The following is a 24695-nucleotide window of genomic DNA, read 5'->3' on the forward strand; positions in this document are numbered from 1 at the left end:
TTTTCCCGGCCCGGCCGCACACGGGTGCGGCCGGGCCTCCGCGTCCCCCTGGAACGGAGCACATGAAGTCGACACTCGCCTCCCCGGCCTCCACGGAAAGGAGCGGGGAGAATTCCGGCGTACCCTTCTTCGACCAGTCGGAGGCGTTCCGAAGAATATGGCCCGAGATCCGGGGCCACTGCTCCCGCGTCCTGGACGACGGGAAATTCTCGCACGGCTCCATGGTCGCGGAGTTCGAGCGCGCCCTGGAGCGGTACACCGGTGCCCGGCACGCCGTCGGCGTCAACTCCGGCACCGACGCGCTCGTCCTGCTGCTGCGCGCCGCCGGACTGCGCCCGGGTGACGAGGTGATCGTCCCGGCCCACACCTTCGTCGCCACGGCCACCGCCGTCGTGCACGCCGGCGGCGTCCCCGTCTTCGCCGACATCGAGGAGCACGGGTACGGCATCGACCCCGACGCCGTGGCGGCCGCCGTCACCGACCGCACCCGCATGGTCATGCCCGTCCACCTCTTCGACCGCCTCGCCGACATGGCGGGCGTGCGCCGCGTCGCCGACGCCCACGGCCTCACCGTGGTGGAGGACAGCGCCGAGGCCATCGGCATGCGCTCCGGCGGGACGCACACCGGACTGCTCGGCACCGGGGGAGTGCTCTCCTTCTTCCCCGCCAAGACCCTGGGCGCGGTCGGTGACGCCGGAGCGCTGCTCACCGACGACGACGCCGTCGCCGAGACCGCGCGGATGCTGCGCCACCACGGCCGGTCCGGGCGCACCCTGGCCGCGTTCCCCGGCATCTCCAACCCGACCGTCGTCACCGGCGGCAACAGCAAGATGGACGACCTCCAGGCCGCCGTCCTGCTGGCCAAGCTCGCCCACCTGGACGCCGACATCGAACGCCGCGCCGTGCTGTCGCGCCGCTACGACGACCGGCTGCGCGGCCTGCCCGGCGTGCGCGCCGTCCCCGGCGACCTCCCCGTCCGGCCCGGCGAGAACCGGGTGGTCTACGTCCACCTCGTCCAGGTCGACGACCGCGACGGCCTCGCCGCCCGCCTGGCCGCGGCCGGGATCGGCACCGAGGTCTACTACCCGCGCCCCTTGCACCTGCAGCCCTGCTTCGCGCACCTGGGGTACAGGCCCGGCGATCTGCCCCGGGCCGAGGAGCTCTGCCGCACGGCCCTGGCCCTCCCGCTCTACCCCGACCTGGCCGAGGAGGCCGTCGACCGGGTCTGCGACGAGATCGAACGCCACTACTCCGGGAGGTCCCGATGACCGTGGCCGCCGAACGGACCGCCGTGCCGTTCTTCGCCCCCGACCTGTTCGAGGCCGACCGCGAGGTGCTGCTGGAGGCGCTGTACGAGGTCGGCACCGACCCGGAGCAGAAGTTCATCCTGGGCCGGCGCACCGCCCGCTTCGAGGACGCGCTGCGCGCCCGCCTGGGCTCCGCCGACGCGGTGGCCTGCTCCAGCGGCACCTCCGCGCTCACCCTGGTCCTGGCCGCCATGGGCGTCGGCCCGGGCGACGAGGTGATCGTCCCCGCCTTCGGCTGCGCCCCCCTGGCGAGCACCGTCCTGGCGGTCGGCGCGGTCCCCGTCTTCGCCGACATCGACCCGGCCACCCTGACCATGGACCCCGAACGCGCCGAGGAGCTGGTCACCGGACGGACCCGCGCCCTGATGCCCGCGCACATGTTCTCCGTCATGGCCGACATGCCGCGCCTGCGCGACCTGGCGGCCCGGACCGGGCTGCGGCTCGTGGAGGACTCCGCGCTCGCCCAGGGCGGCGTGCTCCGCGGCAGGCCCGCCGGACGGTGGGGCGACGCCGGCGTGTACTCCTTCGTCCAGGTCAAGGTCTTCGGGATGCCCGGCGAGGGCGGAGTGGTCCTCACCGACGACGCGGCCCTGGCCGGACGGGTGCGGATGCTGCGCAACCACGGCCAGGACGGCCGCAACCGCTTCCTGCACCACCACGTCGGCCACAACAGCCGCTTCGACGAGGTCATGGCGGCCTTCCAGCTGCACCGCCTGGCGGGGCTGGAGGAGCGCGTCGCCCGCCGCACCGCCATCTGCGACCACTACTCGGCGGCCTTCGCCGACCTCGCCGAGGCCGGGGTGGTCGCGCCCCCGGTGGGCGGGGACGGCCGCTTCCCCTACGTCTACACGCTGCTGTGCGAGGACCGGGACGGGCTGCGCGACCACCTGGCCGCCGCCGGGGTGGACGCCCACGTCTACTACCCGCGGACCCTGCCCGAGCAGCCCGCCTTCGCCCCCCACGCCCGGCCCGGCGGGGACTGGCCCCGCGCCCGGGAGGCGGCGCGCCGCAACATCTCCCTGCCCCTGTACCCGCACCTGGCCGACGCGGCCGTCGAGCACGTGGTCTCCGCGGTCCGCGCGTTCGCCCTCGGGAGGAAAGCATGACCGACCACCTGACCGCGCCGCCCGCACCGGTGCCCGCGGCGCCGGCCCCCCGGCCCGCACTGGGCACCTACGCCCGGCTGGCCAAGCTCGACATCGTCGACTACTACATCGGCCTGCCGCTGGTGTTCGCGATGACCCTGCCGCTGCTGGGCCCGCGCGCCGACACCCTCGGGTTCCTGCTGCTGGTGCTGCTCGCCGAGGTGGCCGTGGTGGCCGCCATGGTCGCCTTCGACGACGTCACCGGCTACCGGGACGGCTCCGACGCCGCCAACTACGGCTCGGACGCCGCCCGCCGCCGCCTGGCCCGCAAACCCCTGGTCGCCGGGACCCTCACCGAGGCGCAGGCGCTGCGCTTCGGACGGATCGCGACCGTCGTGAGCGTCGTCCTGTGGACGGCGGTGGTGGCGCTGGCCCCGCACCGGCCGCTGTGGGCCGTGATCGGCGCCGCGCTGTGCCTGGTCGCGTCGGTCCAGTACTCCTGGGGCCTCAAGCTCAGCTACCGGGGCTTCCAGGAGCTCTTCCTGGCCGGCCTGGGCGTGGGCTGGATCCTGGTCCCCTACGGCCTGCTCGTCGGGCACGTCGACGGGTTCGTCATCGTGCAGGCGCTGGTCTTCGGCGGCGGCCCGATGATCTTCGGCCTGTACTCCAACACCAACGACGCCGACGGCGACCGGGCCGCCGGGCGCATCACCGTCGCCGCCAGGGTCACCCCGCGCACCAACGCGGTGTTCATCATCGCGGTCACCGCGCTGGAGACGCTGCTGGTCACCGGATCGCACCTGCTCGGCATCGCGCCCTGGTGGTTCCCCACCGTGCTGCTGCCGGTCATCGCGCTGCGGGTCGCCCAGCTCTACACCGGGTTCGTCACCGGGGACATCCTGCGCGCCCGGCGCATGGCCATCCACACCCACCGGGCCACGGTCGTGCTCCTGCTCGCCGCCAACCTGGCCGCGGCCCTGCTGCCGGGCGCGCCGTGGTGACCGCCGTCGACGTGGCCGTCGTGGGCGCCGGACCCGCCGGACTGGCCACCGCCCACCTGCTGACCGCCGCCGGGCACACCGTGCGGGTGCTGGAGTCCGTCCACGCCGTGGGCGGGCGGATGCGCACCCTGCGCACCGACGGCCACCTCATCGACACCGGCGCGGAGATGATCCCGTCGGCCGACGCCTACCCGGCGACCTGGCGGCTCATCCGCGCCACCGGCCTGGACGCCGACCCCGAGGCGGTGCCCCTGGTCCGCGACGCCCTGTCGGTGTGGTGGAAGGGCCGGGCCCGCCGTCACGCCGGGCGCCCCCTGGGGCTGCTCACCGGCATGGGGCTGTCCCCGCGGGCCCGCCTGGACCTGGTGCGGCTGCAACTGCGCCTGGGCCGGGCCGGACTGGACCCGGAGCACCCCGAACGGGGCGGCCTGGACGAGGCGACCGTCGCCGACCTGCTCCGCCACCGCCACCCGCAGCTGGGCGAGCGCCTGCTGGGCCCGCTGGCCGCCGGGTTCTTCGGCTGGCCTCAGGAGGCGGCCGCCGCCGGTCCCTTCGCCGCCCACCTCGCCGCCTCCGGCAGCACCGCGACCTGGCGCACCTACCGCGACGGGATGGACACCCTGGCCCGCGCCCTGGCCGCCGGGCTCGACGTGCGCACCGACCACCCCGTCACCGGGGTGGTCCCCGGGCCGGACGGCGTGCTCGTCGACTCGCCCGCGGGTGCGTTCACGGCCCGGGCCGCCGTCCTGGCGGTGCCCGCGCCCGAGGCGGCCCGCCTGCACCCGGCCGCGCCCCCGGCCGAGCGCGACTACCTGCGGGCCTGCGAGTACGCGCCGATGCTGCGGATGACCGCGCTGCTGGACGCGCCGCTGGCCCCGCGCGGGGCGCGCCGGGGCTTCGCGCTGCTGGTGCCCGACGACCCCCTGCTGGGGGTGGTCACCATGGACCACGCCAAGCACCCCGGCCGGGTGCCCCGCGGCCGCGGCCTGATCTCCCTGGTCACCCGCCCCGAGGCGACCGGCGCGCTGATGGACGCCCCCGACGAGGACGTGGACCGCGCACTGCTGGCCCGGGCCGAGCACATCCTCCCCGGGGTGGACGCGCACGTGCGGGGCACGGTCGTGCACCGGTTCCCGCACGGGCTCCCGCTGCCGCGCCCCACGGCGCTGGCCGCGCGCCCCGCGTTCACGGCGCGGCCCCTGTCCGCCGTCGACTACGCCGGGGACTGGACCTCGCTGCGCCCGTGCAGCGAGGGCGCGGTGGCCTCCGCGTTCACGGCCGCCGAACGCACGGCGGCCTACCTCGCCCAGACCCGCGAACCGACCCCGATCGAGGCATGAGAGGCATGATGCTCACGAGCAAACCCATCCACCTGGGCACCCTCTTCGACGACCTGGCCCGGCGCGGCTCCACCACCGCGATCCGGCTGAGCAGGCCCCTGGACACCGCCCCCGAGGCGGGCGTGGAACTCGACGTCCCCAGCGCCGCCGCCCTGGTCCGGCGGTTCGCCGGCTGGTTCGCCGAGGCCGGGGTGCGCCCCGGAGACCGGGTGGCCATCGCCAAGCGCAACCACTGGGACTACGTGCTGCTGTCGTGCGCCGCCGCGCGCCTGGGCGCCGTCCCGGCGTCGCTGTCGGCCCACCTGGCACCGGAGACCCTCGACACCCTGCTGCGGAGGCTGGGGCCGGCCCTGCTGGTCACCGACGCCGACCTGCTCCACACCGCCCGCTCCGCGGGCCGCGACATCAGCGGCCGCGCCACCCGCACCCTGGTCGTGGACGGGGCGCGGCAGGGGGAGCTGTCCCCGGCCGACCTGCACGGCGCCGCCGCCCCGCCGCCGCGCCGCCCGCACCTGGACGCGCCGCTGGCGATCATGCACACCTCCGGGACCACCGGCACCCCCAAACTGGTCGTGCACACCACCCGCACCATCATGCGCAGGCTGGCCGGGTTCGAGTCGCACCGGTGGCCGGTCCTGGGCAGCCGCCGCGACGACACCGTCACCTCCTCCTACTCCTACGCCCACGGCCGGGCGCTGGCCTGGACGGCGGGCGTGCTGTGGCTGTTCCCCGAGGCGCTCTCGGTGATCGCCGACCCCGACTGGGAGCAGGCCGCGCCCGCGCTGCGCCGGCACCGCCCCACCACCCTGGAGGTCCAGCCCGCCACCCTGGCGCGCTGGCAGCGGCACCTGGACCGGGAGGGGGACCTGTTCGCGCGGGTGCGGCTGTTCGTCAGCACCTTCGACGCCGTCCACCCCTCGACCGTGCGGGCGTTCCTCGGCGCCAGCGAACGCCGGGCCCCGGTGTGGATGCAGGGCTGGGGGCAGAGCGAGACCGGTCCGCTGACCTTCCGGTTCTTCACCCGGCGGTCCCTGGCGGAGCGCCAGGGGGCCGACCCCACCACCCGCGACCTGGGGCGCCCCATCCCGGGCCGGACCCGGCTCCGAGTCGTGGACCAGAAGACCCTCCGCCCCCTGCCGACGGGGGAGACCGGCCTGATCTACTGCCGCACCGACGCCCTGTGCACGGGCTACGTCGGCGAGGAGGGGCGCTGGCGCAGCAAGCTCATCGGCCAGTGGTGGAACACCGGGGACATCGGCTCCATCGACCGCACCGGAGCGGTCCGGCTGGTGGACCGGGAGGTCGACTCCCTCACCGAGGGCGGCTGCCTGGAGATCGAGGACGTCGTCGACGAGCGGCTGCCCCAGGTGCTGGAGTGCGTCGTCCTGGGGGTGCCCGACGGGCCGCCCGTCCCGGTCGTGGCCGTGCGGGACGGCGCCCTGGACGTCGGGGCCTGGAAGGAGGCCGTGGCGGACCTGCCGGAGATGGCCGAGCCGGTGGTCGTGGACTGGGAGGACCTGCCCCGCACCGGCACCGGCAAGGTCCGGCGCGGGACGCTGCGCGAGCGCCTGGGCCTGCCCCGCACCGCCGCGGGCACGGGGAAGTGGACGTGATGACCGCCGCGACGGTCGCCGCCGCCGCGCCCCTTGCGGGGACCGCGGTACGGGCGGCGGGCGACACCCTGCCGGTGCGGATCGCGGCGGCCCGCCTGCGGGCGCTGGGGTGCGCCGTCGACACGGGCGGGGCGTGGGAGGGCGCCGGGCGGATCGACCTGCCGGGCACCGGCGGCGCCGGGTGCGACATCGGCTGGTCGGCCGGCGGCGCGGACCCGGCCGACGAGCGCGACGTGCAGGCCGCCTGCGGCCTGGCCCACCTGCACGGGCTGGCCCGGGGCGGGCCGCGCTTCCTGCCGGTGGACTACGCGTCGGTGTGCGCCGGGGTGCTGGCCGCCCAGGCGGTCGCGGCGGTGCTCCTGGCCCGGGAGAGGGGCGGCCCCGCCCTGCGGGCGTCGGTGTCGGTGTCCGGGGCGGCCCTGCTCGCGGTCGCCCCCTACGCCGCCGAGGCCACCGCGGACCCGGACGGCGCGCCCGTCCCCGTGCCGGGGGAGCCGCCGCCGTTCCGCTCCGCCGACGGGGTCCGCTTCGAGATCGAGACCCTCGACCCGGAGGCCTGGCTGCGGTTCTGGGAGCTGCTGGGCGCGCCCCGGGAGGCGATCGCCGCCGGGTGGGCGCCGTTCCAGCGCCGCTTCGCCACCGCCGTGTGCCCGCTGCCCGCCGCCCTGTCCGCCGTCCTGGAGGCGCTGCCGTTCGCCGCGGCCGCCGAGGCGGCCCGGGCGTGCGGGGTGGGCGCGGTGCCCCTGCGGACGCCCGAGGAGGAGGCGGAGGAGGAGCCGCCCTCGCCGTGGCGGCTGCGCGGCACCGGCCCGGCCGGGGCGCTGCCGCCGTTCACCGAACCGGGACCCCTGTCCGGGCTGCGGGTGGTGGAGGCCACCAACCGCGTCCAGGGCCCGCTGGCCGGACTGCTGCTCACCCTGCTGGGCGCCGACACCGTGCGCGTCGAACCGCCCGGCGGGGACCCCATGCGCGGAGTCCCGCCGCTGGCCGGCGGGCTCTCGGCCCGCTTCGCCGCGTTCAACCGGGGCAAGGGCGCCGTCGAGTGCGACCTCAAGACCGGGCAGGGGCGCCGTGCCGCCGCGGACCTGGCGGCCGCCGGGGACGTGTTCCTCTACAACTGGCCGCCGGGCCGGGCCGAGCGGTTCGGCCTGGGCGCCGACGACCTGGCCGCCCGCGCCCCCGGCCTGGTGCACGTCCACGCCGACGGGTGGGCCGGCCGGGACCCCGCGCCGGGCACCCCGGCCACGGACTTCCTGGTCCAGGCCCACGGCGGGATCGCCCACCTGCTGGCCGACGGCGGCGAACCCGCGCCGTCCCTGGTCACGCTCACCGACGTGCTCGGCGGGCTGCTCGCCGCCGAGGCCGCCCTGGCCGGGCTGCTGCTGCGCGCCCGCGCGGGCACCGGTGCCGCCGCCCGCACCGCCCTGGCCGACGCCGCCCGGCTGCTGCGCACCGCCGGGCGGGGCACCGCCCACCGCCCCCGCCCCGGCACGCCGGCGGCCGCCGACCCGGCCGCCGCGGCCGAGGCCTTCCCCGAGGCGTTCACCCGCGTCCACGGAACCGCCCTGCCCCGGGCCCCGTGGACCTTCACCGAAGCGGAGGACCACCGATGACCTGGACGTCCGCGGCGGGCCTGGTGCTCACCGACCTCGTTCCGGCGCAGCTGCGGGAACGCTGGGTGCGGGAGGGGCTCTGCCCGGGGCGGGACCTCTACTCCCTGTTCCTGGACCGGGTCCGGGAGGACCCGGCCCGCGAGGCGGTGGTGGACGGGCACGGCACCCTGGACCGGGCCGGGCTGGCGGCGCGGGTCGGCCGGGCCGCCTCGCTGCTGCGCGCCCGCGGCTGCGGTGAACGCGACGTCATCGGCGTCCTGCTCCCCGACGGCCGGGACGCGCTCGCCGTCGAACTCGCCGCCGCCGCGCTGGGCGCCGTCTCCCTGCCGGTCCCGCACGGCCGCTCCGCCGCCGACGTGGCCTGCCTGCTGGCCCGCTCCCGGGCCGCCCTCGTGGTGACCGACCGGGACGACACCGGGGGCGCGCCCGTCCTGCGCCCGGATCCCGGGGCCCTGGACGGCGGCGGCCCGCCGCCCGCCGCGGCCGCCCCCGACCCGGAGTCGCCCGCCCGCATCCTCGTCTCCTCGGGCTCGGAGGGCGAGCCGAGCATGGTCGCCTACAGCCACAACGCGATGGCGGGGGGCCGGGGCGCCTACGCCCGGGCGGTCCTGGGCGGGGGCCCCGTCCGCCCGCTGATCGCGGTCCCGCTGGCCTCCTCCTTCGGGTCGCTGGGCCTGGTCTCCCTGGTCGCGCTCGGCGCGACGCTGGTCCTGCCCGGCCCGTTCGACCCGGTGCGGGTGCTGCGCGCGATCGAGCGCCACCGCCCCACCCACCTGGTCGGCGTCCCCACCATGCTGCGGCGCACCGCCCTGGCCGAACAGGACGCCGACACCTCCTCGCTGCGCGCGCTCGTGGCCAGCGGCGCGCCCCTGCACCGCGAGGTCCGCGACCTGTGCGTGCGGCGCTTCGGCCGGCCCGTGGTCAACGTGTACGGGTCCACCGACGGGGTCAACTGCCACACCGCGCACGACCCCGCCGCGTGGGAGCCGGGGGTGGCCGGGCGCCCCGACCCCGCCGTCTGCGAGATCCGGGTGTGCGACCCCCGGGGCGGGCCGCTGCCCGCCGGCGGGACGGGGGAGATCCTCGCCCGCGGGCCGATGACGCCCCTGTGCCACGTGGCCGCACCCGACCTCGACGCCCGCCGGCGCGCCCCGGGCGGGTGGGTGCGCACCGGGGACCTGGGGCGGATCGACGCCGACGGGACCCTGCGGGTGGTGGACCGGCTGCGCCGCACCGTCATCCGGGGCGGCGTGACCCTCCACCCCGCCGAGGTGGAGCGCGCCCTGGCCGCCCACCCCGCCCTGGCCGAGGCCCAGTGCGTGCCCGTGCCCGACCCCGACCTGGGCGAGCGCGTGTGCGCCTGTGTCTGCCCGCTGCCCGGGGTGGACCCGCCCACCCCCCGCGAACTGCTCTCCCACCTGTGCGAAGGGCACGGCGTGGACGTGCGCGCCCTGCCCGAGCACGTGGTCTTCCTGCCCGCGCTACCGCTCGGCCCCACCGGCAAGGTGTGCACCGCCACCCTGACCCGGATGGCCGCCGAGGCGGTCCGCGACCGACCGACCGTACTCTCTGGAGGCCCCCGATGAACGGCACCGCCACGGCGCCCGGCTACGTCTTCGACAACCACAACGAGAACGCGCCCGACCAGCACCGCTTCCTGGCCGCCGCCTACGACCCGCTGACCACCCGCAGACTGGCGCAGACCGGCGTCGGCCCCGGCTGGCGCTGCCTGGAGGTGGGCGCCGGCGGCGGCAGCGTCGCCCACTGGCTGGCCGACCGGGTCGCCCCGGGCGGCTCGGTCACCGCCACCGACGTCAAGCCCGAGCACATCGCCCCCGCCGAGGGGCTGGAGGTGCTGCGGCACGACGTCGTCCGGGACCCGCTGCCCGAGGGGGCCTTCGACCTCGTCCACTCCCGCCTGGTCCTGCTCCACCTGCCCGAACGCGTCAAGGTCCTGGACAGGCTGGTGCGCGCCCTCAAGCCCGGCGGCGTGCTCCAGTTGGACGAGTTCGACATCACCTACGGCCCGTCCCTGCTCATGCCCGACGAGGGCGCCCGGGACCTGTACGAGCGGTTCCTGGACGCGAAGATCCGGCTGATGGCCCGGGCCGGCGCCGACCCCGCGTGGGGCCGCAACGCCGCGGTGGCGATGCGCCGTGCCGGACTGGTGGAGGTGGACCCGCAGCCGCACCTGGAGCTGTGGACCGCCGAGTCCCCCGGCGTGCACCTCATCTCCCACCACACCCGCCACCTGCGGGACGCGTTCGTGCGGGAGGGGATGACCGACGGGGAGCTGGCCCGGGTGCGGGACCTGCTGGCCGATCCGTCGTTCCGGGCCTGCTCCTGCGCGGTCTACTCCGTGCAGGGCCGCAAACCGCTCTGACCCGCCGCCCGGGGCGGGGCGCCTGGCGCGGCGCCCCGCGGGCGGGGCCCGGTCAGCGCACCGGCGGGGTCATGCCGGTGCCGATCCCGAGGCGGTTGTAGAGGTTGACCAGGCCGACGGCGGTGACGAGCGCGACCATCTCCCGTTCCGACAGGTGCGCGGCGGCCGCGTCGTGGACCTCGTCCGGCAGGCCGTCGCCGTCCAGGCGGGTGAGGGCGTCCACGACCGCCAGCACGGCGCGCTCGACCTCGGTGAAGTGGGCGCCGGCCTCGCGCCAGGCCGCCACCAGCGCGACCCGCTGCGGGGACGTCCCCGCCTCCAGGGCCTCCCGGGTGTGCATGTCGACGCAGAAGGCGCAGCCGTTGAGGACGGAGGCGCGGAGCTTGACGAGCGTGTGCAGCCCGTCGTCGAGGACACCGTCCAGGACCGCGCTCAGGCGGGCCAGTTCCGTGTACGCCTCGGGGAGGTGGTGCGCCATCTGCGCGCGGGGGCTGCCCATGGGATTCCTCGTGTTCCTCTCGGTGGCCGCGGGCGGAGGGGACCGCCGGACACAGGGAAACTACCAAGGGTGAGGGTGACGGCACGCGGGGTTTCCGAATGGTCGCTTCGGTGGGGATCGGTCCCCGTACGCCCCCCGCGCCCCGGGGGTCCGGTCAGATGCGGGCCCCGATGGCGCCGGCCCCCCGCGACAGCTCCGGCAGCCAGGCGAGCAGCTCCTCGGCGCTGGTGACGTCGGTCGTCGTCACCAGGTTGATCGCCCCGATGACCTCCTTGTCGGCGTCGCGCACCGGCAGGCTGAGGCTCAGCGCGCCCAGTTCACGCTCGGACTCGGCGAGGTGGTAGCCGTTCTCCCGCACGCGCTCGACCTCCTCCTTCAGCTCCCGCGCCCCCTGGGTCCCGCCCGACGCCAGCGCGGCCTCCGGGAAGCGGTGGAGGTACTCCTCGAACTCCTCGTCCGGCAGGGCGGCGAGCAGCACCTTCCCGCCGCCGATGTTCAGGGGCACGCGGCGCCCGATCGGGAACTGGTAGCGCAGGGGGTCGGCGCCGCTGACGCGGGCGACCAGGATGCGCTCGTCCCCCGACCGGACGAACACCGACGAGGTCAGCCGCGTGGTCGCGGACAGCTCGGTGAGCACCGGTGTGGCGACCGTGCTCAGCCGGTCGTTGACCACGAAGCCGTGGGCCAGTGACAGCACGACCGGGCCGAGCGAGTAGCCCAGGCGGCCCTGCTGGACGTAGCCGCGCCGCACGAGCTGGTTGACCGTCCGCTGGGTGGTGGCCAGGTGCAGGTCGGCCTCCCGCGCGATGTCGCTCAGCCGCAGCGGGCCGCGCGCGCGTTCCAGGCATTCGAGGACGTCCAGCGCACGGTCGAGCGTGCGCCCCTGGTTCCCGCCTTCGGCTGTGGCGCCCATGCTCGCCTCGCCGCTCCTTCGCTCGTGTGTCCTCGGGGGTCCTCCGCGTCCCGGGCGGGGCCCGCGAAGCCCGCCGGGGACGGCGTTCCCGCCCGGTATGGCCCTCCCCAAGGTAGCGGAGATGTTTCCGGCGGGTTGACAGCCGGAAGAGCCACAGGTCACACTCCCTATCAACCAGCAAGAGAAACTATCACCCAATGATAGATGGTGGAGTAATGAAGGTAGCTGTCCTGGGGCTCGGCGAAGCCGGCGCGATCTACGCGGAGGCCTTCGCGTCCGCCGGCCGGCGGACGGTCGGCTTCGACCCCGCGCCCGCGATCCCGACGCCCGCGGGCGTCACACGGGCCCCGTCGACGGCCGAGGCGGTCGCGGACGCCGACCTCGTCCTGAGCCTGACCACGGCCGCCCACGCGGTCTCCGCCGCCCGCGACGCCGCGCCCGCCCTGCGCGAGGACGCCCTCTACATCGACCTGAACGCGGCCTCGCCGCAGGTCAAGGCCGAGGTGGCCCGTACCATCGGTGACGCGGCCCGCGTCGTGGACGGGGCCGTCATCGGTTCCGTCGTCAAGTTCGGGGCGGCGGTCGAGGTCCTCCTCGCCGGCCCGGCGGCGGATGCGGCCGCAGAGGCCCTGAAGGCCGTGGGCTCCGCCGCCGAGCCGATCGGGGACACCGTCGGAGCGGCGTCCGGACGCAAACTGCTGCGCAGCGTGTTCATGAAGGGCCTCGGCGCACTGATCACCGAGTCCGTCGACGCGGGGACCGCGGCGGGTGAAGAGGAGTGGATGCGCAAGCAGATCGCCGACGTGCTCGCCGGGGGCTCCGAAACGCTCGACCGCCTGGACCGCGGCACCCGCCTGCACGCCGTGCGGCGGTCCCGCGAGCTGGACGCGAGCATCGAGCTGCTGGCCGGCCTCTCGGTCGAGACACCGGTGAGCCGGGGCGCGGCCGACCGCCACCGGTACCTGGCGCGCTCGGCCGGCGACGGCGCCCGGGAGCTGATCGACGCCTTCGCGGAGATCCCCACCGCCGCCATCGGGGACGCCCGCGACCGCCTCGGGTTCCTCTCCTCCCGGATCAGGCCGGTCTGGGCCGGGGCACGGCTGGCGGGCCGCGCGCTGACCGTCCAGACGCGCCCCGGCGACAACAAGGCCCTGCACCGCGCCCTGGCCGTCGCGCGCCCCGGCGACGTGCTGGTCGTGGACGGCGGGGGCGACGACTCCCGGGCGCTGCTGGGCGAGCTGATCGCCGAGCGCGCCGTCAACAGGGGGGTGCGCGGCATGGTGGTCGACGGCGCGGTGCGCGACGTCGACGAGCTGCGCGGGCTCGGATTCCCCGTCTGGGCCGCCGCGGTCTCCCCCGCGGGCCCCTACAAGGACGGGCCCGGCCACATCGGCCGCACCATCTCCGTGGGGGGCGCGGTCTGCGCCCCGGGGGACATCGTGGTCGCCGACGGCGACGGCGTGTTCATCGTCCCGCGCCTGGAGGCCGAGCAGACCCTCGCAGCGGCCCGGCTCGTCCTGGAGGACGAGGCCGAGCGCCTGCGGACCATCCGCCGGGAACGCGCGTGAGCGCGCCCCGGCCCCCGCGGTCGCTCCGCCCGAGCGACACCCCGCCCGCCCGCGGGCACCGGCACACCCCCGCACCGAAGGTCTCCCCATGCCCATCGCCCTGCTAGCCCTCGCGGCGTTCATCGCCGTGATCATCGTGTGGAACGTCGTGTTCAAGCGGAACATGGGCGAGGCCATGCTGCTCGGACTCGTGGCCACCTCCCTGTTCGCCGGGGCGCAGGCCCCCGCCTACCTCCTGGGCGGACTGGCCGACGCGCTCACCCACGACGTGCTCTACGCGGCCCTGGCCTTCGTGTTCATGGCCTACCTCATCGACGCCACGGGGCTGATCCAGAGGATCCTGGCCATCCTCAACTCCGTGTTCGGCCGCATCCGCGGCGGCCCCGGCTACATCGACACGGTCGCCTCGGCCGTCTTCGGGTCCCTGTCGGGGTCCAACTCGGCCAACACCGCCTCCAGCGGCTCCTTCACCGGACCCTGGATGGTGCGCACCGGGTGGACGCCCACCCGGGCCGCGACCGTCCTGGCCGGGAACGGCGGCATGGGCGCCGCCCTGCCGCCCAGCGCGTCCATGGTCATCATGATCGGCTTCGCCGGGGGCATGGTCACCACCGGCCAGGTGTACCTGGGCCTGCTCGTGGCGGGGCTCTACCAGATCCTGCTGCGCATCGGCCTGGTGGCGTACTTCGTGCGCCGCGACGGCGTCCCCCGGGTCGACGAGCACGACCTGGTCCCGCTGCGCACCTCGCTGCGGCAGGGGGCCGGGGCGCTCTCGATCTTCCTGGGCGCGCTGATCCCCATCGGCGTCACCGTGGGCCCGCTGGGCGAGTACCTCACCGAGTCGACCCCGCTGGGCGACGCGATGGGCGAGATCTCCCTGCTGACCTGGATCCCCATCCTCATCATCGGCTTCTCGCTCCTCGCCGGACGGGACCGCCTCCCGCGGACGGTGGGCGGCTGGTCCCGCCTGCTCGACGGGGCCCTGCCCAAGTTCGCGACCATCGGCGCGCTGCTGTTCTTCGCGATCGCCGCGAGCGAGATCCTCGGGCGGCTCGGCCTGGCCGAGGACGTCAACACCATGCTGGAGTCCCTGCCGGTCGGCTCCACCCTGATGGTGATCGTGGTCGGGCTGGTGATCGCGCTGGTGGCCGGCCCGCTCTCCTCCACCGCCACCCTGACCGCCGTCGGCCAGATCTCCTTCCTGGCCCTGGTCGGGGTGGGCGTCGACCCGCTGCTCGCGATCATCGCCATCCTGGTCTTCGCCTCCACCGAGGGGGCCTCCCCGCCCGCCTCGGGGTCGATCTTCGTGGCCGCGGGGCTGACCGGGGCGCGGCCGGAGAGCACCTTCCTGCCGCTCATCGTCTACTACATGATCCCGATCTTCCTGATCGGCTGTCTGATCGGTTGGGGCGTCCTTCCGGTCCTGGGGGGATGACCGTGACCGATCTCAAGTCCCGCGCCTACACCGTGGTCCGCGTGCTGTTCAAGGTCGGGCTCCTGTGCTGCTTCGCGCTGGGCACGCTCCTGGTCCTGGGCCAGGCGGCTGGCGTCGTCGCGCAGCGCCCCGAGTGGGTGACCGGCACGTCCGAGCTGCTGTTCGTGCCGACCGTCGGAGCGGCGGCCGCCTTCGGTGTCCTGGGCTTCATCGGCAACTACCTCCGGCCCGCGGGGGAGGCGGAGGCCGAGGAGGACTGATCAGGACCGGCGACGGCGGGGCGGGGGCGCTGCGGCCCCCGCCCCGCCGCGGCCGTGCCGCTCCGAACCGCCGCCGCGCTCCGGCCCGCCCAGCGGACGGTGGAGGGCCCTCGACGGACCGCCTGCGGCCCCGGCCCTCCCCTGAGGACGCCTCCTCCGGGCCTTCAGGCCCCCGGCGGCGGTACCGGAGGGCATCCGAGAACCGGGTCCCATGGCGTGTTCGGTGGATGCTTTCGTGTGGCTCGGCGCTTGCGCCGGGTGCCGGGAGCGGTCGTCGGGCGATTATGCCCTAGGGGTCAGGGGCGGTGCCGTGGTGCTCCCGGCCCGCCTCCTCCCGGGTGGCGGTGAGGGTGCCCAGCAGGGCGACGGCGTCCGCCGAGGGGGTGCCGGGCCAGGGGCCGGTCGACGCAGCAGTCCCGGGTGCGGGGGCCGAAAAGACGAACCCCACCATGTCGGGCGGCCGCCGGTCCGTGTCGAAGTGCGGGGAGTGCGGGGCGCGGCCCAGCCGGTCGGCGGCCACCAGGCCCTGGCGGGCGTCCAGGTCGAGTCGATGGGGGCCCTGCCGGTACCCCCATCGACAGGGGCTCCCTCCCGGGGCGCGGACGTGGTGGCCTGGAGGGGTACACCGCCGCGCCCGCGTCCTCCCCGCTGTGGGCGGCCCCGGGAGTGACTCCCGTGCCATGGGCGGGCGCGGTGTCGTGGACGGGTAGCCGAGAGAACGAGGATGGGAAGACCATGCGCGCTGTCGTCATGCACGCACCCGGCGACGTCCGGGTCGAGGACGTCGAGAAGCCGGTGATCGTGGAGCCGACCGACGCGGTCATCCGCGTGACCGCCGCCTGCATCTGCGGCTCGGACCTGTGGCCCTACCGCGGTGTCGAGAAGCAGGACGGGCCCGCACGGATGGGCCACGAGTACATCGGGGTCGTCGAGCAGGTCGGCGCCCGGGTGGAGGAGATCGCGGTGGGCGACTTCGTCGTGGGGTCGTTCGTGGCCTCCGACAACACCTGCGAGATCTGCCGGGCCGGGTTCCAGTCCCGCTGCGTCCACCAGGTGATGATGGGCGCGATCGGCACCCAGGCCGAGTACGCGCGCATCCCGCTCGCCGACGGCACCCTGGTCAAGGTCCCCGGGGAGCCCACCGAGGCGCAGGCGCGCAGCCTGCTGGCCGCCTCCGACGTGCTCGGCACCGGCTGGTTCGCCGCCGTCGCCGCCCAGGCCGGTCCCGGGAAGACCGTCGCGGTGGTCGGTGACGGCGCGGTGGGGCTGCTGGGGGTCCTGGCGGCCAGGAGACTGGGCGCCGAGCGGGTCATCGCGATGTCGCGCCACGCGGACCGGCAGGCGCTGGCCCGGCGGTTCGGCGCGACCGACGTCGTCGGGGAGCGGGGCGAGGCGGGCGTCGCCCGGGTCAAGGAGCTGACCGGCGGCTACGGCGCCCACTCCACGATCGAGGCGGTGGGCACCCAGGAGTCCATGATGCAGGCGATCCACTCCACGCGCCCGGGCGGGCACGTCGGGTACGTGGGCGTCGCCCACGGGGTCGAGCTGGACGGCATGGACCTGTTCTTCTCCACCGTGAGCCTGCTGGGCGGGCCGGCGCCGGTGCGCCGGTTCCTGCCCGAGCTGATCGACCTGATCATGACCGACCGGATCGACCCGGGAGCGGTCTTCGACCTCACCCTGCCCATCGAGGAGGCCGCCGAGGGCTACCGGGCGATGGACGAGCGCCGCGCCACCAAGGTGCTCCTCACCCTCTGATCCGGGGTCCGTCCGTCCCCGGGCCGTGCCGGGGGCGGACCGCCGGCCCCGGCACGGTGTCGACTCAACATATCAACGAGTGTTAGTTTGTTGGTATGTCTTCCGACTCCTGTGACCTCCTCTGCCTCGACCTGCCCCAGGCCGAGGCGGTCCGTGCCGTCGTCCCCGCCGACGAGGACGTCCGGGCCGCCGCCGAACGGGCGCACGCCCTGGCCGACCCCACCCGGCTGCGCATCGCCCGCGCCCTGGCGGCCGGCGGGGAGCTGTGCGTGTGCGACCTGGCGTGGGTCTGCTCCGCCGCGCAGAACCTCGTCTCCCACCACGTCCGCCGGCTGCGCGCCGCCGGGCTGGCGGCCTCCCGGCGCGACGGCAAGCTCGTCATGTACCGCCTCACCGACACCGGACACGCCCTGCTGTCCCTGCTGCTGCCCGAGGCCGCCCCCGTGCCCGCGGCGGGAGAGGGCTGAGCCGTGTCCGACCTGTGCTGCGGTGACGACGGCGCCCCCGAGCCGCCCCGTGTCCGCCCGCTGCCGAACCCGACCGCCGCCCCCGCGTCCCGCGCGCCGGCCGAGGTCGCCTGCCCCTGCTGCGCGGACGGAGGCGTCCGCGACCGGGACCTCCCGGGCACCGCCGCCGACGGCCGCCGTGCGGACGATGGCCACGGCCGTGCCTCCGCCGAGGCGGCCGCCGACGGCGACGGGTGCGGCGACCCGACCTGCGGCTCACCTATCCCGGATCCGGAGCGGGCACCGGGGGCGTGGTGGCACTCGGCCGCCGTGCGCTGGGCCGCGGCCGCCGGGGTGTTCTGGCTGTCCGGGCTGCTCACCGAGTGGCTGGTCGGCCTTCCCGCGGTCGCGACCGCGCTGTTCGCCGCCGCGATCGCGGCGGGCGGGCGGACGTTCGTGCCCGGCACCCTGCGGGCGCTGGCCCGGGGAAGGCTCGGCGTGGGCACGCTGATGACGGTGGCCATGGCTGGCGCCGTCCTGCTCGGCGAGGTGGGCGAGGCCGCCATGCTCGCCTTCCTGTTCTCCCTGGCCGAAGCGCTGGAGGACCACGCCGTGGCGCACACCCGCCGCGGCCTGCGCGCCCTGCTCGACCTGGTCCCGGCGAAGGCGACCGTGCTGCGCGGCGGCCGCGAGGCCACCGTCGCCCCCGGCGAACTACGGGAGGGCGACCTGCTGCTGGTCCGCCCCGGCGAGCGCGTCGCCACCGACGGCGTGGTCCGCTCGGGCCGCTCCACCGTGGACACCTCGACCGTCACCGGCGAGTCCGTGCCGGTGGAGGCGGTCGAGGGCACCGGGGTGTTCGCGGGCACCGTCAACGGCGGCGGCGCCCTGGAGGTCGAGGTCACCGCCCGGGTGGCCGACAACTCCCTGTCCCGGATCGTGCACATCGTCGAGCGCGAGCAGGCCCGCAAGGGCGCCGCCCAGCGCCTGGCCGCCGGGATCGCCCGGCCCCTGGTCCCCGGCGTCCTCATCGCCGCGGCCCTGATCGCCGTCGCCGGCTCGGTGTTCGGCGACCCGGGGGTCTGGATCGAGCGCGCCCTGGTGGTGCTCGTGGCCGCCTCCCCGTGCGCGTTCGCCATCTCCGTCCCCGTCACCGTGGTCGCCGCCGTCGGCGCGGCGAGCCGGTCGGGCGTGCTGGTCAAGGGCGGGGCCGCCCTGGAGGCGTTCGGGACCGTGCGGGTCGTCGCCCTGGACAAGACCGGGACCCTCACCCGCAACCGGCCCGCCGTGGTGGCCGTCGAGCCCGCCCCCGGGCACACCCGCGAGGAGGTCCTCGCCGCGGCCGCCGCCCTGGAGGCGCGCAGCGAGCACCCCCTGGCCGCCGCGATCCTGGCCGCCCGCCCCGACCCGGAGCCGGCCCGGGACGTGGCGGCGGTGCCCGGCAGCGGCCTGGCCGGAACCTCCGCCGACGGCACGCCCCTGCGGCTGGGCCGCCCCGGCTACATCGACCCCGGCCCCCTGGCCCCGGCCGTGGTCCGCCTCCAGGAGCAGGGCGCCACCACCGTCCTGGTCGAGGCGGCCGGCTCGGTGGTCGGGGCGGTCGCGATCCGCGACGAGCCGCGCCCCGAGGCGGTCGAGGCGGTGGCCGCCCTGCACCGCATGGGCGTGCGCACCGTCATGCTCACCGGAGACAACGAGCGCACCGCCCGCGCCCTGGCCGCACAGGTCGGCGTCACCGAGGTCCACGCCGACCTGCGCCCCGAGGACAAGGCGGCCCTGGTCGCCGGCCTGCGCCGCCACGGGCCGGTGGCGATGGTCGGCGACGGTGTCAACGACGCCCCCGCCCTGGCCACCGCCGACACCGGGGTGGCCATGGGCGCCATGGGCACCGACGTCGCGATCGAGACCGCCGACGTGGCGCTCATGGGCGAGGACCTGCGCGCCCTGCCCCGGGCCCTGGCCCACGCCCGCCGCTCCCGGCGCATCATGCTCCAGAGCCTGGTGCTGTCGGGCGGGATCCTGCTCGCCCTCGTCCCGCTGTCGGCGTTCGGCGTCCTGGGGCTGGCGGCCGTCATCCTCACCCACGAGCTAGCCGAGGTCCTGGTCATCGCCAACGGCGTCCGCGCCGGGCACCGCCCCGATCCGCGCTGATCCCCGCTGCCCCGGTTTCTCAGGGGGTGTGCTCCCCGTCCCGGTTCTGTTCGACACCGCCCACGGCAAGGCGCACCAGGTCCTCGAAGCCCAGACCGCGGCCCCGGTCCATCAGTTCCTCCGCCCGCTCCCGCCCCAGGGCCCGCACGATGCGTTCGCGGGTCCCCCGGTGCAGGGTCACCAGGCCGTCGAACCTGAACAGCCGCGGGGCGGTGGTCCCCCACAGCGCCTCGGCCCCGCCCAGCAGCAGCGCGGCGTGTTCGTCATCACCCTGCTCTTGGGCGTGCCAGGCCAGCGACTCCACCACCGCCGGCAGCCCGAGGCGGTCGCCGAGCGATGCCTTGATGACGAGGGCCCGCCGCAGGTGCCCCTCGGCCGCCGGGTCGCCTCGCAACAGCAGGTTCAGGCCGACCACCCACAGGTTGTACGAGTAGTGCCAGGTCTCCTCCCGCTCCGCGGCCATCTCGCCCGACCGCGCCAGCCAGGCCGCCCCCTCGTCCAGCCGGCCCTGGAGCGTATAGGCCAGCCCGGTGACGGACGCGCAGAGCTGGTTCATGAACCCCGGCCGGTCGGGCATCCGCCAGAAGTCGCCGGCCAGCTCCAGCGAACGCGACAGGCCCCCCTGGCCGAGGGCGACCAGGGACAGGAGAACGCGGGCCCCGTACTCCGCCTCGGCGTTGTCCAGGCGCGAGGCGATCTCCAGGGCCAGCGCGGCGCTCTCTCCGGTCGCGCGGTGGTCACCATGGACGAAGGCCAGGTAGCCGTAGGCCCACAGTGCCCGGGCCCGCGCGTAGGTGGGCTCGGCCGACAACGACAGCGCGCGCTCCAACCGGCCGCGCCCCTCGGACAGGCGCCCGGTGACCATCCAGTACAGCCACAGGTCGGCCTCGGTGACCTGGATGTGTCCGGGGTCCGTCCCGTCGTCGTAGGCGTGCTCCAGCGCCAGCCGCATGTCGTTGGTGCAGGTGCGCAGCCTCGCCAGCCAGTAGGCCTGGTCGGACCCGTACCCGTGCGCGTGGGCCCGGTGGGCCAGCGCCATGAACCATTCCCGGTGCCGGGCGCGCAGCCGCGCCTCCTCGCCCAGGTCGGCCAGCCTGCCGTGTCCGTAGCCGCGCACGGTCTCCAAGAGGGTGTACGCGCGCCCGGCGGGGGTGTCCACGGGGACGACGATGGACTGGTCGACGAGGGAGTCCAGGGCGCTCAGGGCCGAGTCGGAGTCCAGCGGATCGAATCCGGCGACGGAGCACACGTCCTCGGTCGTGGCGGGCCCGGTGAACACCGACATGCGCGCCCACAGAGTCCTCTGCGCGGGAGAGCACAGGTTGTGGCTGCGCTCCAGCACGGCGTGCAGGCTCTGGTGGCGGGGCCGGGCCGGACCGGTGACGCGCAGGCTGTGCCGGTCGAGGAAGTGTTCGCGGATCTGGCGGGGGGAGAGGGTGCGCGTCCAGCGGGCGGCCAGCTCGATGGACAGGGGGAGCCCCTCCAGGTGGCGGCACAGCGCCGCGATGTCGTGGAGGTCCCCCCGGGGCGGGGAGAAGCCGGGCCAGGCCGCGGCGGCCCGGTCGGTGAAGAGCCGGACCGCAGGGTTGTCGGCGACCCGGTTCCCGTCGTCCTCCCCGGGTACGGCCAGCGGAGCCAGGGGCCGCACGTGTTCGCCGGTGGCGCCGAGGGAGCGTCGGCTGGTGGCCAGCACCCTCAGGCCGGGAACGGTGCCCAGCAGTACGTCGACCAGGCGTGTGCAGGCGTCCAGGACGTGCTCGCAGTTGTCCAGGACCAGCAGAAGACGGCGGTCGCGCAGCTGGTGCGCCAGTTGCGCGACGGCGTCGGAGGTGTCGTCCTCCTGGATGCCGAGCGTGGTGGCGACGGTCCAGGCCACCGCCTCGGGGTCGGTCACGGGGGCGAGTTCCACCAGCCAGGCGCCGTCCCGGTGGGCGCCGGCCAGCCGCACGGCCGTGTGGCGGGCCAGCCGGGACTTGCCCACACCGCCGATGCCGGTCAACGTCACCAGCCGAGCGTCCTTCAGCACCTCGGTGAGCGCTCCGATCTCGTCGTCGCGCCCGACGAAGCTGTCCGACTCCGCGGGCAGGTTCCCCTTCGCCCGCCGCGGGGGCCGGGGCTCCTCCGCCCCGCGGTCGCGTCCCCCCGCGGTGTCGCCGTCCGCCTCGACCAGGCGCCTCCAGCGCAGCCGCCACCGGTCGAGGACGGCCTCCTCGTCCTCCGGTTCCGCCTCGGAGGCCGCTGCGAGTGACAGGCACACCCGGACGAAGGAGGTGACGGTGGCCAGGGTGGGCGGCTTCTCGCCCGCGGCGGCGTTGCGCAGGGAAGTGGCCGATACGCGCAGGCCCAGTGCGCTGGCCTGTTCGGCCATGCGCTGGAAACTGGGCGAGCCCACTGCCGTTCGCAGCTCCCGCAGCCCGAGGGCGAAGGCCCCCAGAGGGCTGTCCGGGGCCGGTACCGGGTTGGGGGGACGCCCCGGGCGGAGGTCATTGATCATCGTTCATCATCCACGGCGTCCTGGGGTGTGACGGGGACAGGACCTTGATTATCCCCGGTTCTTCCTCCGGTGACCCCCACCCCAGAGGGCCGGGACCGGATTTCCGTGTCAATGCGCATCGATGAATTGATCACCCCCGCAGCCCCGCCGGGAGGCGAGGGTGATGAATTCCTTCCTGGGAAACGGACGAGGCGTAGCATCACTGTGCGGAATTTCGACCGAGGACCGGGGTGACCGACATCGGCCTCCTGCGCCCCCGAGAAGCGAAGAAGGAGTGCGATGTCATATCCCCCTGGCTGGTATCCCGACGGGAACGGATACAAGCGCTTCTGGGACGGCGAACAGTGGCGCAGCGAGGTCTCCACGGGACAGGGGTTCCGCTGGCGGGACGAAACGGTGCACAAACCGTCGGGCCCGCCACGGTCGGCCTTCGAACGCGATGGAGTCAAACCCGCGCCCACGATCCACACCCGGTGGGATTCCGATACGAACGCGGCTGGGGGAGGGTGCTTTGCAGTCGTCATCCTGTTCGTCGTCACGGTGGTGGTGCTCCGCGAAGCCGTGGTGGCCCTCCGGTGGCCGCTGTTGGTGCTGTGCGCGGTACTGGCTGTGGCGGTAGCGGTCGCTTTTCTTCGGAAGACGGAGCTGCGGCGCTCCCGGGTGCTCCTCGCGGGGGTCGCCGCCTGTCTGGTGGCGGGCGTGGCCGCGAGATGGGGGTTCGCGCTGCATGAGGAGGCACGGGACCCCGACCCGTGGGAGGTCGGTGAGCTGAGGGAGCAGCTCGCCGGTATCGGGTCGGGCTCGGCCAACCCCTGCGGGCACATGCCCGAAGAGGAGTGGCAGGGGTTGGCCGAGCATTACGGCGGATCGACTTGCGGGGACACCTTCATCGAGATCGGCGATGCGATGTCCTCCGACACGTTCGACGATGTGCCCATGACAGTGGTGGGAGAGGAGTGGATCACTGGCGAGGACGGTTTCCGGGAACGCCGGGTCACGGTCGAACTCGGAGAGAACGAACTCGGATGGCGCTGGTTGGAAGCGGTCGGAGAGCACCCGCACGCAGACCTGTACGCCATCCGGTTCGAGTGAGCCCGCGGATCGGGGCCGCCGTCACCCACTGATACGGGAGCTACGGAAAGGAGACACCTGGAGCATGGCCGTATCGAAACCCGACCCGGACGAAGCGCGGAGGCTGCTGGGGGTCGGTCCCGGTGCCCGGGAGGAGGAGGTGGGCAGGGCTTTCCGACGCAAGGCCGCGCAGTGGCACCCCGACCGGCATTCGACAACAGGGGCGCAGGAGGCGAGGACGATGTTCGAGCGTGTCGCTCTGGCCCGGGAGGTCCTCCTGGCCGAACTGCGCACACCGGGACCCGAAGCCGACCCTGTTCCTCCGTCGGCTTCGGAACCCGGGCCTGATCCTGCCGATCCGTGGGGATCGGAGCCTGGGTCCGGCCCGACGAATACGGCACCGCCTCCCGGAGCGCGGACACCATCGGACCCATGGGACCATGCGCCCCCTCCTGGAGCCCGTTCGCCCTGGGACGCCGCCCGTCCGTATCCGACCCCGGATCCACAGGCCGCGTACCGAACCCACCCCTATCCGCCCCCATCGGCCTCCGGAGGTCGGGCGATGCCGTCGGGGCGAGGTTCCACTGTCGCGGCCTTGGTGACGGCGGGGCTCCTGTTGTTCGCCTGTAACGCTCTGGCGATTCCTGCCGTCATCCTCGCGATCATGGCCCTCTGCGAGAACGATGACCACGGGAAAGCCGCCAGGTACAAGCGCTATGCGTGGACCGCTAACGGGGTGAACCTGGTGCTGTTCGTGCTATTAGGGGGGCTCATGAGCCTGCTCGGGGGGTGACATCGTGCCAGTGGAGTGGATCAGGAAGTTCGTCCGGTCGAAAAAATGAGAAAAAAAGATATTTCACGGTTCATCCGATTTCCTGGATATTCGTTTCGACACTGAATTTCCCCAAGGCGATGGTTCGGGCCGACCCGGCTGCGATGATCGCCGTTTTCCCTGTTCTTCCCTTCAGGAGGCGTGAGTGGACCACTTGCCCGTACACAGGACGACCGGTGCGCACGGCCGCGAGGCCATCCGCCCGCACCGATCGCAGGAGCGAGCCGTCCAACGCATCGGTCCGCAGCTGTGCGCGGCCGGCGAGATGGGTTTCACTTCCGGGCCCGGGCGCGACGTCCTATGGTTGCGGGTCCCCGAGGCCGTGCGGAGGAGGATGCGGGAGTACGCCGGGTCGGAGTCCCTGCTCTGGTGGGCATCGGCTGCGGACGGTCGACGCCCAGAAGCGGTTCTGTTCGGCGACCGGGCCCTGTGCTTCGCCGACCCCCGGGTGGACACCCGGCACAAGCCGGTCTACGCGATCTCGGCCTACCATCTGGACCCCGTATCACTGCGCCGGGCCGAGGTGGTGCACCGACCTGGCCCGCAGGGGCGGCAAAGGACGTCAGGCCCACCCAGGAGGGCTTCCACGCCTCCGCCTGACGCACGTCCAGGCGCCCTGGCGATCCGGACCGGTGTTCAGGAGGTGCTCGGCCATCTGCCACCTCGCGCCCAGGAACTCCTCCAAGCCCCTTTCCTGGCCGGACAGGAGATTCTGCGCCAGGACTACCACTACTACGGGGAGGCGGGTGGTGACCTGAGCGTCTTCTGCATGGTCTTCGCCGGGCCCCAAGACGTCACCGCGGTCGAAGGGAGCCGCACCATCCCGGTCGGGCACACCGAGACCGACGCCCACTGGGACCTGCGGTGCTACCGCGGGACGGTGGTCAAGCGGCGCGGCCGCTGACCGGAATCCACTCGGAACGAGA

Annotated in this window: 21 protein-coding genes; 17 read left to right on the plus strand and 4 right to left on the minus strand. The window is 74.9% G+C overall.

The window, feature by feature from the left end; all coding sequences use genetic code 11:
- Positions 1–62 precede the first annotated feature (62 nt).
- Genes ABZ249_RS08465 through ABZ249_RS08500 form a run of 8 tightly spaced genes read left to right on the plus strand, consistent with a single transcriptional unit; the run spans position 63 to position 10342 of the window.
- The gene (locus ABZ249_RS08465) at positions 63–1268 is read left to right on the plus strand and encodes a DegT/DnrJ/EryC1/StrS family aminotransferase (protein WP_355259121.1); all 1206 of its coding nucleotides are present in this window, start codon (positions 63–65) and stop codon (positions 1266–1268) included.
- Positions 1265–2413 carry a DegT/DnrJ/EryC1/StrS family aminotransferase gene (locus tag ABZ249_RS08470; protein WP_220561685.1) on the plus strand — a complete coding sequence of 383 codons (1149 nt, stop codon included), beginning with the start codon at positions 1265–1267 and terminating at the stop codon, positions 2411–2413. The genes ABZ249_RS08465 and ABZ249_RS08470 overlap by 4 nt, the downstream gene beginning before the upstream one ends.
- Entirely contained in the window at positions 2410–3393 is a 984-nt protein-coding gene (locus tag ABZ249_RS08475; RefSeq protein ID WP_220561684.1) for a UbiA family prenyltransferase, read from the plus strand. Before ABZ249_RS08470 ends, ABZ249_RS08475 begins: the two co-directional genes overlap by 4 nt.
- Complete coding sequence (locus ABZ249_RS08480) at positions 3390–4733, plus strand: NAD(P)/FAD-dependent oxidoreductase (protein ID WP_355259125.1); 1344 nt, start codon at positions 3390–3392, stop codon at positions 4731–4733. The genes ABZ249_RS08475 and ABZ249_RS08480 overlap by 4 nt, the downstream gene beginning before the upstream one ends.
- Complete coding sequence (locus ABZ249_RS08485; protein ID WP_355259128.1) at positions 4730–6346, plus strand: class I adenylate-forming enzyme family protein; 1617 nt, start codon at positions 4730–4732, stop codon at positions 6344–6346. The genes ABZ249_RS08480 and ABZ249_RS08485 overlap by 4 nt, the downstream gene beginning before the upstream one ends.
- On the plus strand, positions 6346–7959 hold the full coding sequence (locus ABZ249_RS08490) for a CoA transferase (RefSeq protein WP_355259131.1): 1614 nt from the start codon (positions 6346–6348) through the stop codon (positions 7957–7959). Before ABZ249_RS08485 ends, ABZ249_RS08490 begins: the two co-directional genes overlap by 1 nt.
- On the plus strand, positions 7956–9545 hold the full coding sequence (locus ABZ249_RS08495; protein WP_355259134.1) for a fatty acid--CoA ligase family protein: 1590 nt from the start codon (positions 7956–7958) through the stop codon (positions 9543–9545). The genes ABZ249_RS08490 and ABZ249_RS08495 overlap by 4 nt, the downstream gene beginning before the upstream one ends.
- Complete coding sequence (locus ABZ249_RS08500; RefSeq protein ID WP_355259137.1) at positions 9542–10342, plus strand: methyltransferase domain-containing protein; 801 nt, start codon at positions 9542–9544, stop codon at positions 10340–10342. The genes ABZ249_RS08495 and ABZ249_RS08500 overlap by 4 nt, the downstream gene beginning before the upstream one ends.
- Before the next feature lie 52 nt (positions 10343–10394).
- Here ABZ249_RS08500 and ABZ249_RS08505 read toward each other — a convergent pair whose 3' ends face one another.
- Together ABZ249_RS08505 and ABZ249_RS08510 are read right to left on the minus strand one after the other, a co-directional pair.
- A complete protein-coding gene (locus ABZ249_RS08505) occupies positions 10395–10841 on the minus strand; it encodes a carboxymuconolactone decarboxylase family protein (protein ID WP_355259140.1) in 447 nt (148 codons plus the stop codon).
- Between the two features lie 154 nt (positions 10842–10995).
- The gene (locus ABZ249_RS08510; protein ID WP_355259143.1) at positions 10996–11754 is read right to left on the minus strand and encodes an IclR family transcriptional regulator; all 759 of its coding nucleotides are present in this window, start codon (positions 11752–11754) and stop codon (positions 10996–10998) included.
- Positions 11755–11969: 215 nt separating this feature from the next.
- Here ABZ249_RS08510 and ABZ249_RS08515 point away from each other — a divergent pair, with 215 nt between their 5' ends.
- From ABZ249_RS08515 to ABZ249_RS08525, 3 genes are all read left to right on the plus strand, one after another.
- Entirely contained in the window at positions 11970–13322 is a 1353-nt protein-coding gene (locus tag ABZ249_RS08515) for an NAD(P)-binding domain-containing protein (RefSeq protein WP_355259146.1), read from the plus strand.
- Positions 13323–13410: 88 nt separating this feature from the next.
- A complete protein-coding gene (locus ABZ249_RS08520) occupies positions 13411–14757 on the plus strand; it encodes a TRAP transporter large permease subunit (RefSeq protein ID WP_355259149.1) in 1347 nt (448 codons plus the stop codon).
- Positions 14754–15017: a hypothetical protein gene (locus ABZ249_RS08525; protein WP_355259152.1), complete on the plus strand. Its 264-nt coding sequence runs from the start codon at positions 14754–14756 to the stop codon at positions 15015–15017. The genes ABZ249_RS08520 and ABZ249_RS08525 overlap by 4 nt, the downstream gene beginning before the upstream one ends.
- Before the next feature lie 289 nt (positions 15018–15306).
- Here ABZ249_RS08525 and ABZ249_RS08530 read toward each other — a convergent pair whose 3' ends face one another.
- Complete coding sequence (locus ABZ249_RS08530; protein WP_355259155.1) at positions 15307–15537, minus strand: hypothetical protein; 231 nt, start codon at positions 15535–15537, stop codon at positions 15307–15309.
- A gap of 215 nt (positions 15538–15752) precedes the next feature.
- Between ABZ249_RS08530 and ABZ249_RS08535 the strand changes: the two genes are divergently transcribed.
- From ABZ249_RS08535 to ABZ249_RS08545, 3 genes are all read left to right on the plus strand, one after another.
- Positions 15753–16775, plus strand: a complete 1023-nt coding sequence (locus tag ABZ249_RS08535) for a zinc-dependent alcohol dehydrogenase family protein (RefSeq protein WP_355259158.1) — start codon at positions 15753–15755, stop codon at positions 16773–16775.
- Between the two features lie 95 nt (positions 16776–16870).
- Positions 16871–17242 carry a metalloregulator ArsR/SmtB family transcription factor gene (locus ABZ249_RS08540; RefSeq protein ID WP_355259161.1) on the plus strand — a complete coding sequence of 124 codons (372 nt, stop codon included), beginning with the start codon at positions 16871–16873 and terminating at the stop codon, positions 17240–17242.
- Between the two features lie 3 nt (positions 17243–17245).
- Entirely contained in the window at positions 17246–19372 is a 2127-nt protein-coding gene (locus tag ABZ249_RS08545) for a cation-translocating P-type ATPase (protein WP_355259164.1), read from the plus strand.
- 19 nt (positions 19373–19391) lie between these two features.
- Here the strand turns inward: ABZ249_RS08545 and ABZ249_RS08550 are convergent, their stop codons facing one another.
- Positions 19392–21866 carry an AAA family ATPase gene (locus ABZ249_RS08550; protein WP_355259167.1) on the minus strand — a complete coding sequence of 825 codons (2475 nt, stop codon included), beginning with the start codon at positions 21864–21866 and terminating at the stop codon, positions 19392–19394.
- Positions 21867–22145: 279 nt separating this feature from the next.
- Between ABZ249_RS08550 and ABZ249_RS08555 the strand changes: the two genes are divergently transcribed.
- From ABZ249_RS08555 to ABZ249_RS08565, 3 genes are all read left to right on the plus strand, one after another.
- Entirely contained in the window at positions 22146–22958 is an 813-nt protein-coding gene (locus tag ABZ249_RS08555) for a hypothetical protein (RefSeq protein ID WP_355259170.1), read from the plus strand.
- Between the two features lie 64 nt (positions 22959–23022).
- The gene (locus tag ABZ249_RS08560; RefSeq protein WP_355259173.1) at positions 23023–23730 is read left to right on the plus strand and encodes a DnaJ domain-containing protein; all 708 of its coding nucleotides are present in this window, start codon (positions 23023–23025) and stop codon (positions 23728–23730) included.
- 682 nt (positions 23731–24412) lie between these two features.
- A complete protein-coding gene (locus ABZ249_RS08565; protein WP_355259176.1) occupies positions 24413–24673 on the plus strand; it encodes a hypothetical protein in 261 nt (86 codons plus the stop codon).
- The last annotated feature ends 22 nt before the right edge of the window (positions 24674–24695 follow it).

Origin of the sequence: Nocardiopsis sp. NPDC006139 (assembly GCF_040614155.1) — a bacterium.
Taxonomy (GTDB): domain Bacteria; phylum Actinomycetota; class Actinomycetes; order Streptosporangiales; family Streptosporangiaceae; genus Nocardiopsis; species Nocardiopsis changdeensis.

Bases quoted from the DNA above. Each gene is read 5' to 3' on its own strand.
- ABZ249_RS08465 (WP_355259121.1), top strand. From the start codon at position 63: ATGAAGTCGACACTCGCCTCCCCGGCCTCCACGGAAAGGAGCGGGGAG.
- ABZ249_RS08470 (WP_220561685.1), top strand. From the start codon at position 1,265: ATGACCGTGGCCGCCGAACGGACCGCCGTGCCGTTCTTCGCCCCCGAC.
- ABZ249_RS08475 (WP_220561684.1), top strand. From the start codon at position 2,410: ATGACCGACCACCTGACCGCGCCGCCCGCACCGGTGCCCGCGGCGCCG.
- ABZ249_RS08485 (WP_355259128.1), top strand. From the start codon at position 4,730: ATGAGAGGCATGATGCTCACGAGCAAACCCATCCACCTGGGCACCCTC.
- ABZ249_RS08490 (WP_355259131.1), top strand. From the start codon at position 6,346: ATGACCGCCGCGACGGTCGCCGCCGCCGCGCCCCTTGCGGGGACCGCG.
- ABZ249_RS08495 (WP_355259134.1), top strand. From the start codon at position 7,956: ATGACCTGGACGTCCGCGGCGGGCCTGGTGCTCACCGACCTCGTTCCG.
- ABZ249_RS08500 (WP_355259137.1), top strand. From the start codon at position 9,542: ATGAACGGCACCGCCACGGCGCCCGGCTACGTCTTCGACAACCACAAC.
- ABZ249_RS08505 (WP_355259140.1), bottom strand. From the start codon at position 10,841: ATGGGCAGCCCCCGCGCGCAGATGGCGCACCACCTCCCCGAGGCGTAC.
- ABZ249_RS08510 (WP_355259143.1), bottom strand. From the start codon at position 11,754: ATGGGCGCCACAGCCGAAGGCGGGAACCAGGGGCGCACGCTCGACCGT.
- ABZ249_RS08515 (WP_355259146.1), top strand. From the start codon at position 11,970: ATGAAGGTAGCTGTCCTGGGGCTCGGCGAAGCCGGCGCGATCTACGCG.
- ABZ249_RS08520 (WP_355259149.1), top strand. From the start codon at position 13,411: ATGCCCATCGCCCTGCTAGCCCTCGCGGCGTTCATCGCCGTGATCATC.
- ABZ249_RS08525 (WP_355259152.1), top strand. From the start codon at position 14,754: ATGACCGTGACCGATCTCAAGTCCCGCGCCTACACCGTGGTCCGCGTG.
- ABZ249_RS08535 (WP_355259158.1), top strand. From the start codon at position 15,753: ATGCGCGCTGTCGTCATGCACGCACCCGGCGACGTCCGGGTCGAGGAC.
- ABZ249_RS08540 (WP_355259161.1), top strand. From the start codon at position 16,871: ATGTCTTCCGACTCCTGTGACCTCCTCTGCCTCGACCTGCCCCAGGCC.
- ABZ249_RS08550 (WP_355259167.1), bottom strand. From the start codon at position 21,866: ATGATCAATGACCTCCGCCCGGGGCGTCCCCCCAACCCGGTACCGGCC.
- ABZ249_RS08555 (WP_355259170.1), top strand. From the start codon at position 22,146: ATGTCATATCCCCCTGGCTGGTATCCCGACGGGAACGGATACAAGCGC.
- ABZ249_RS08560 (WP_355259173.1), top strand. From the start codon at position 23,023: ATGGCCGTATCGAAACCCGACCCGGACGAAGCGCGGAGGCTGCTGGGG.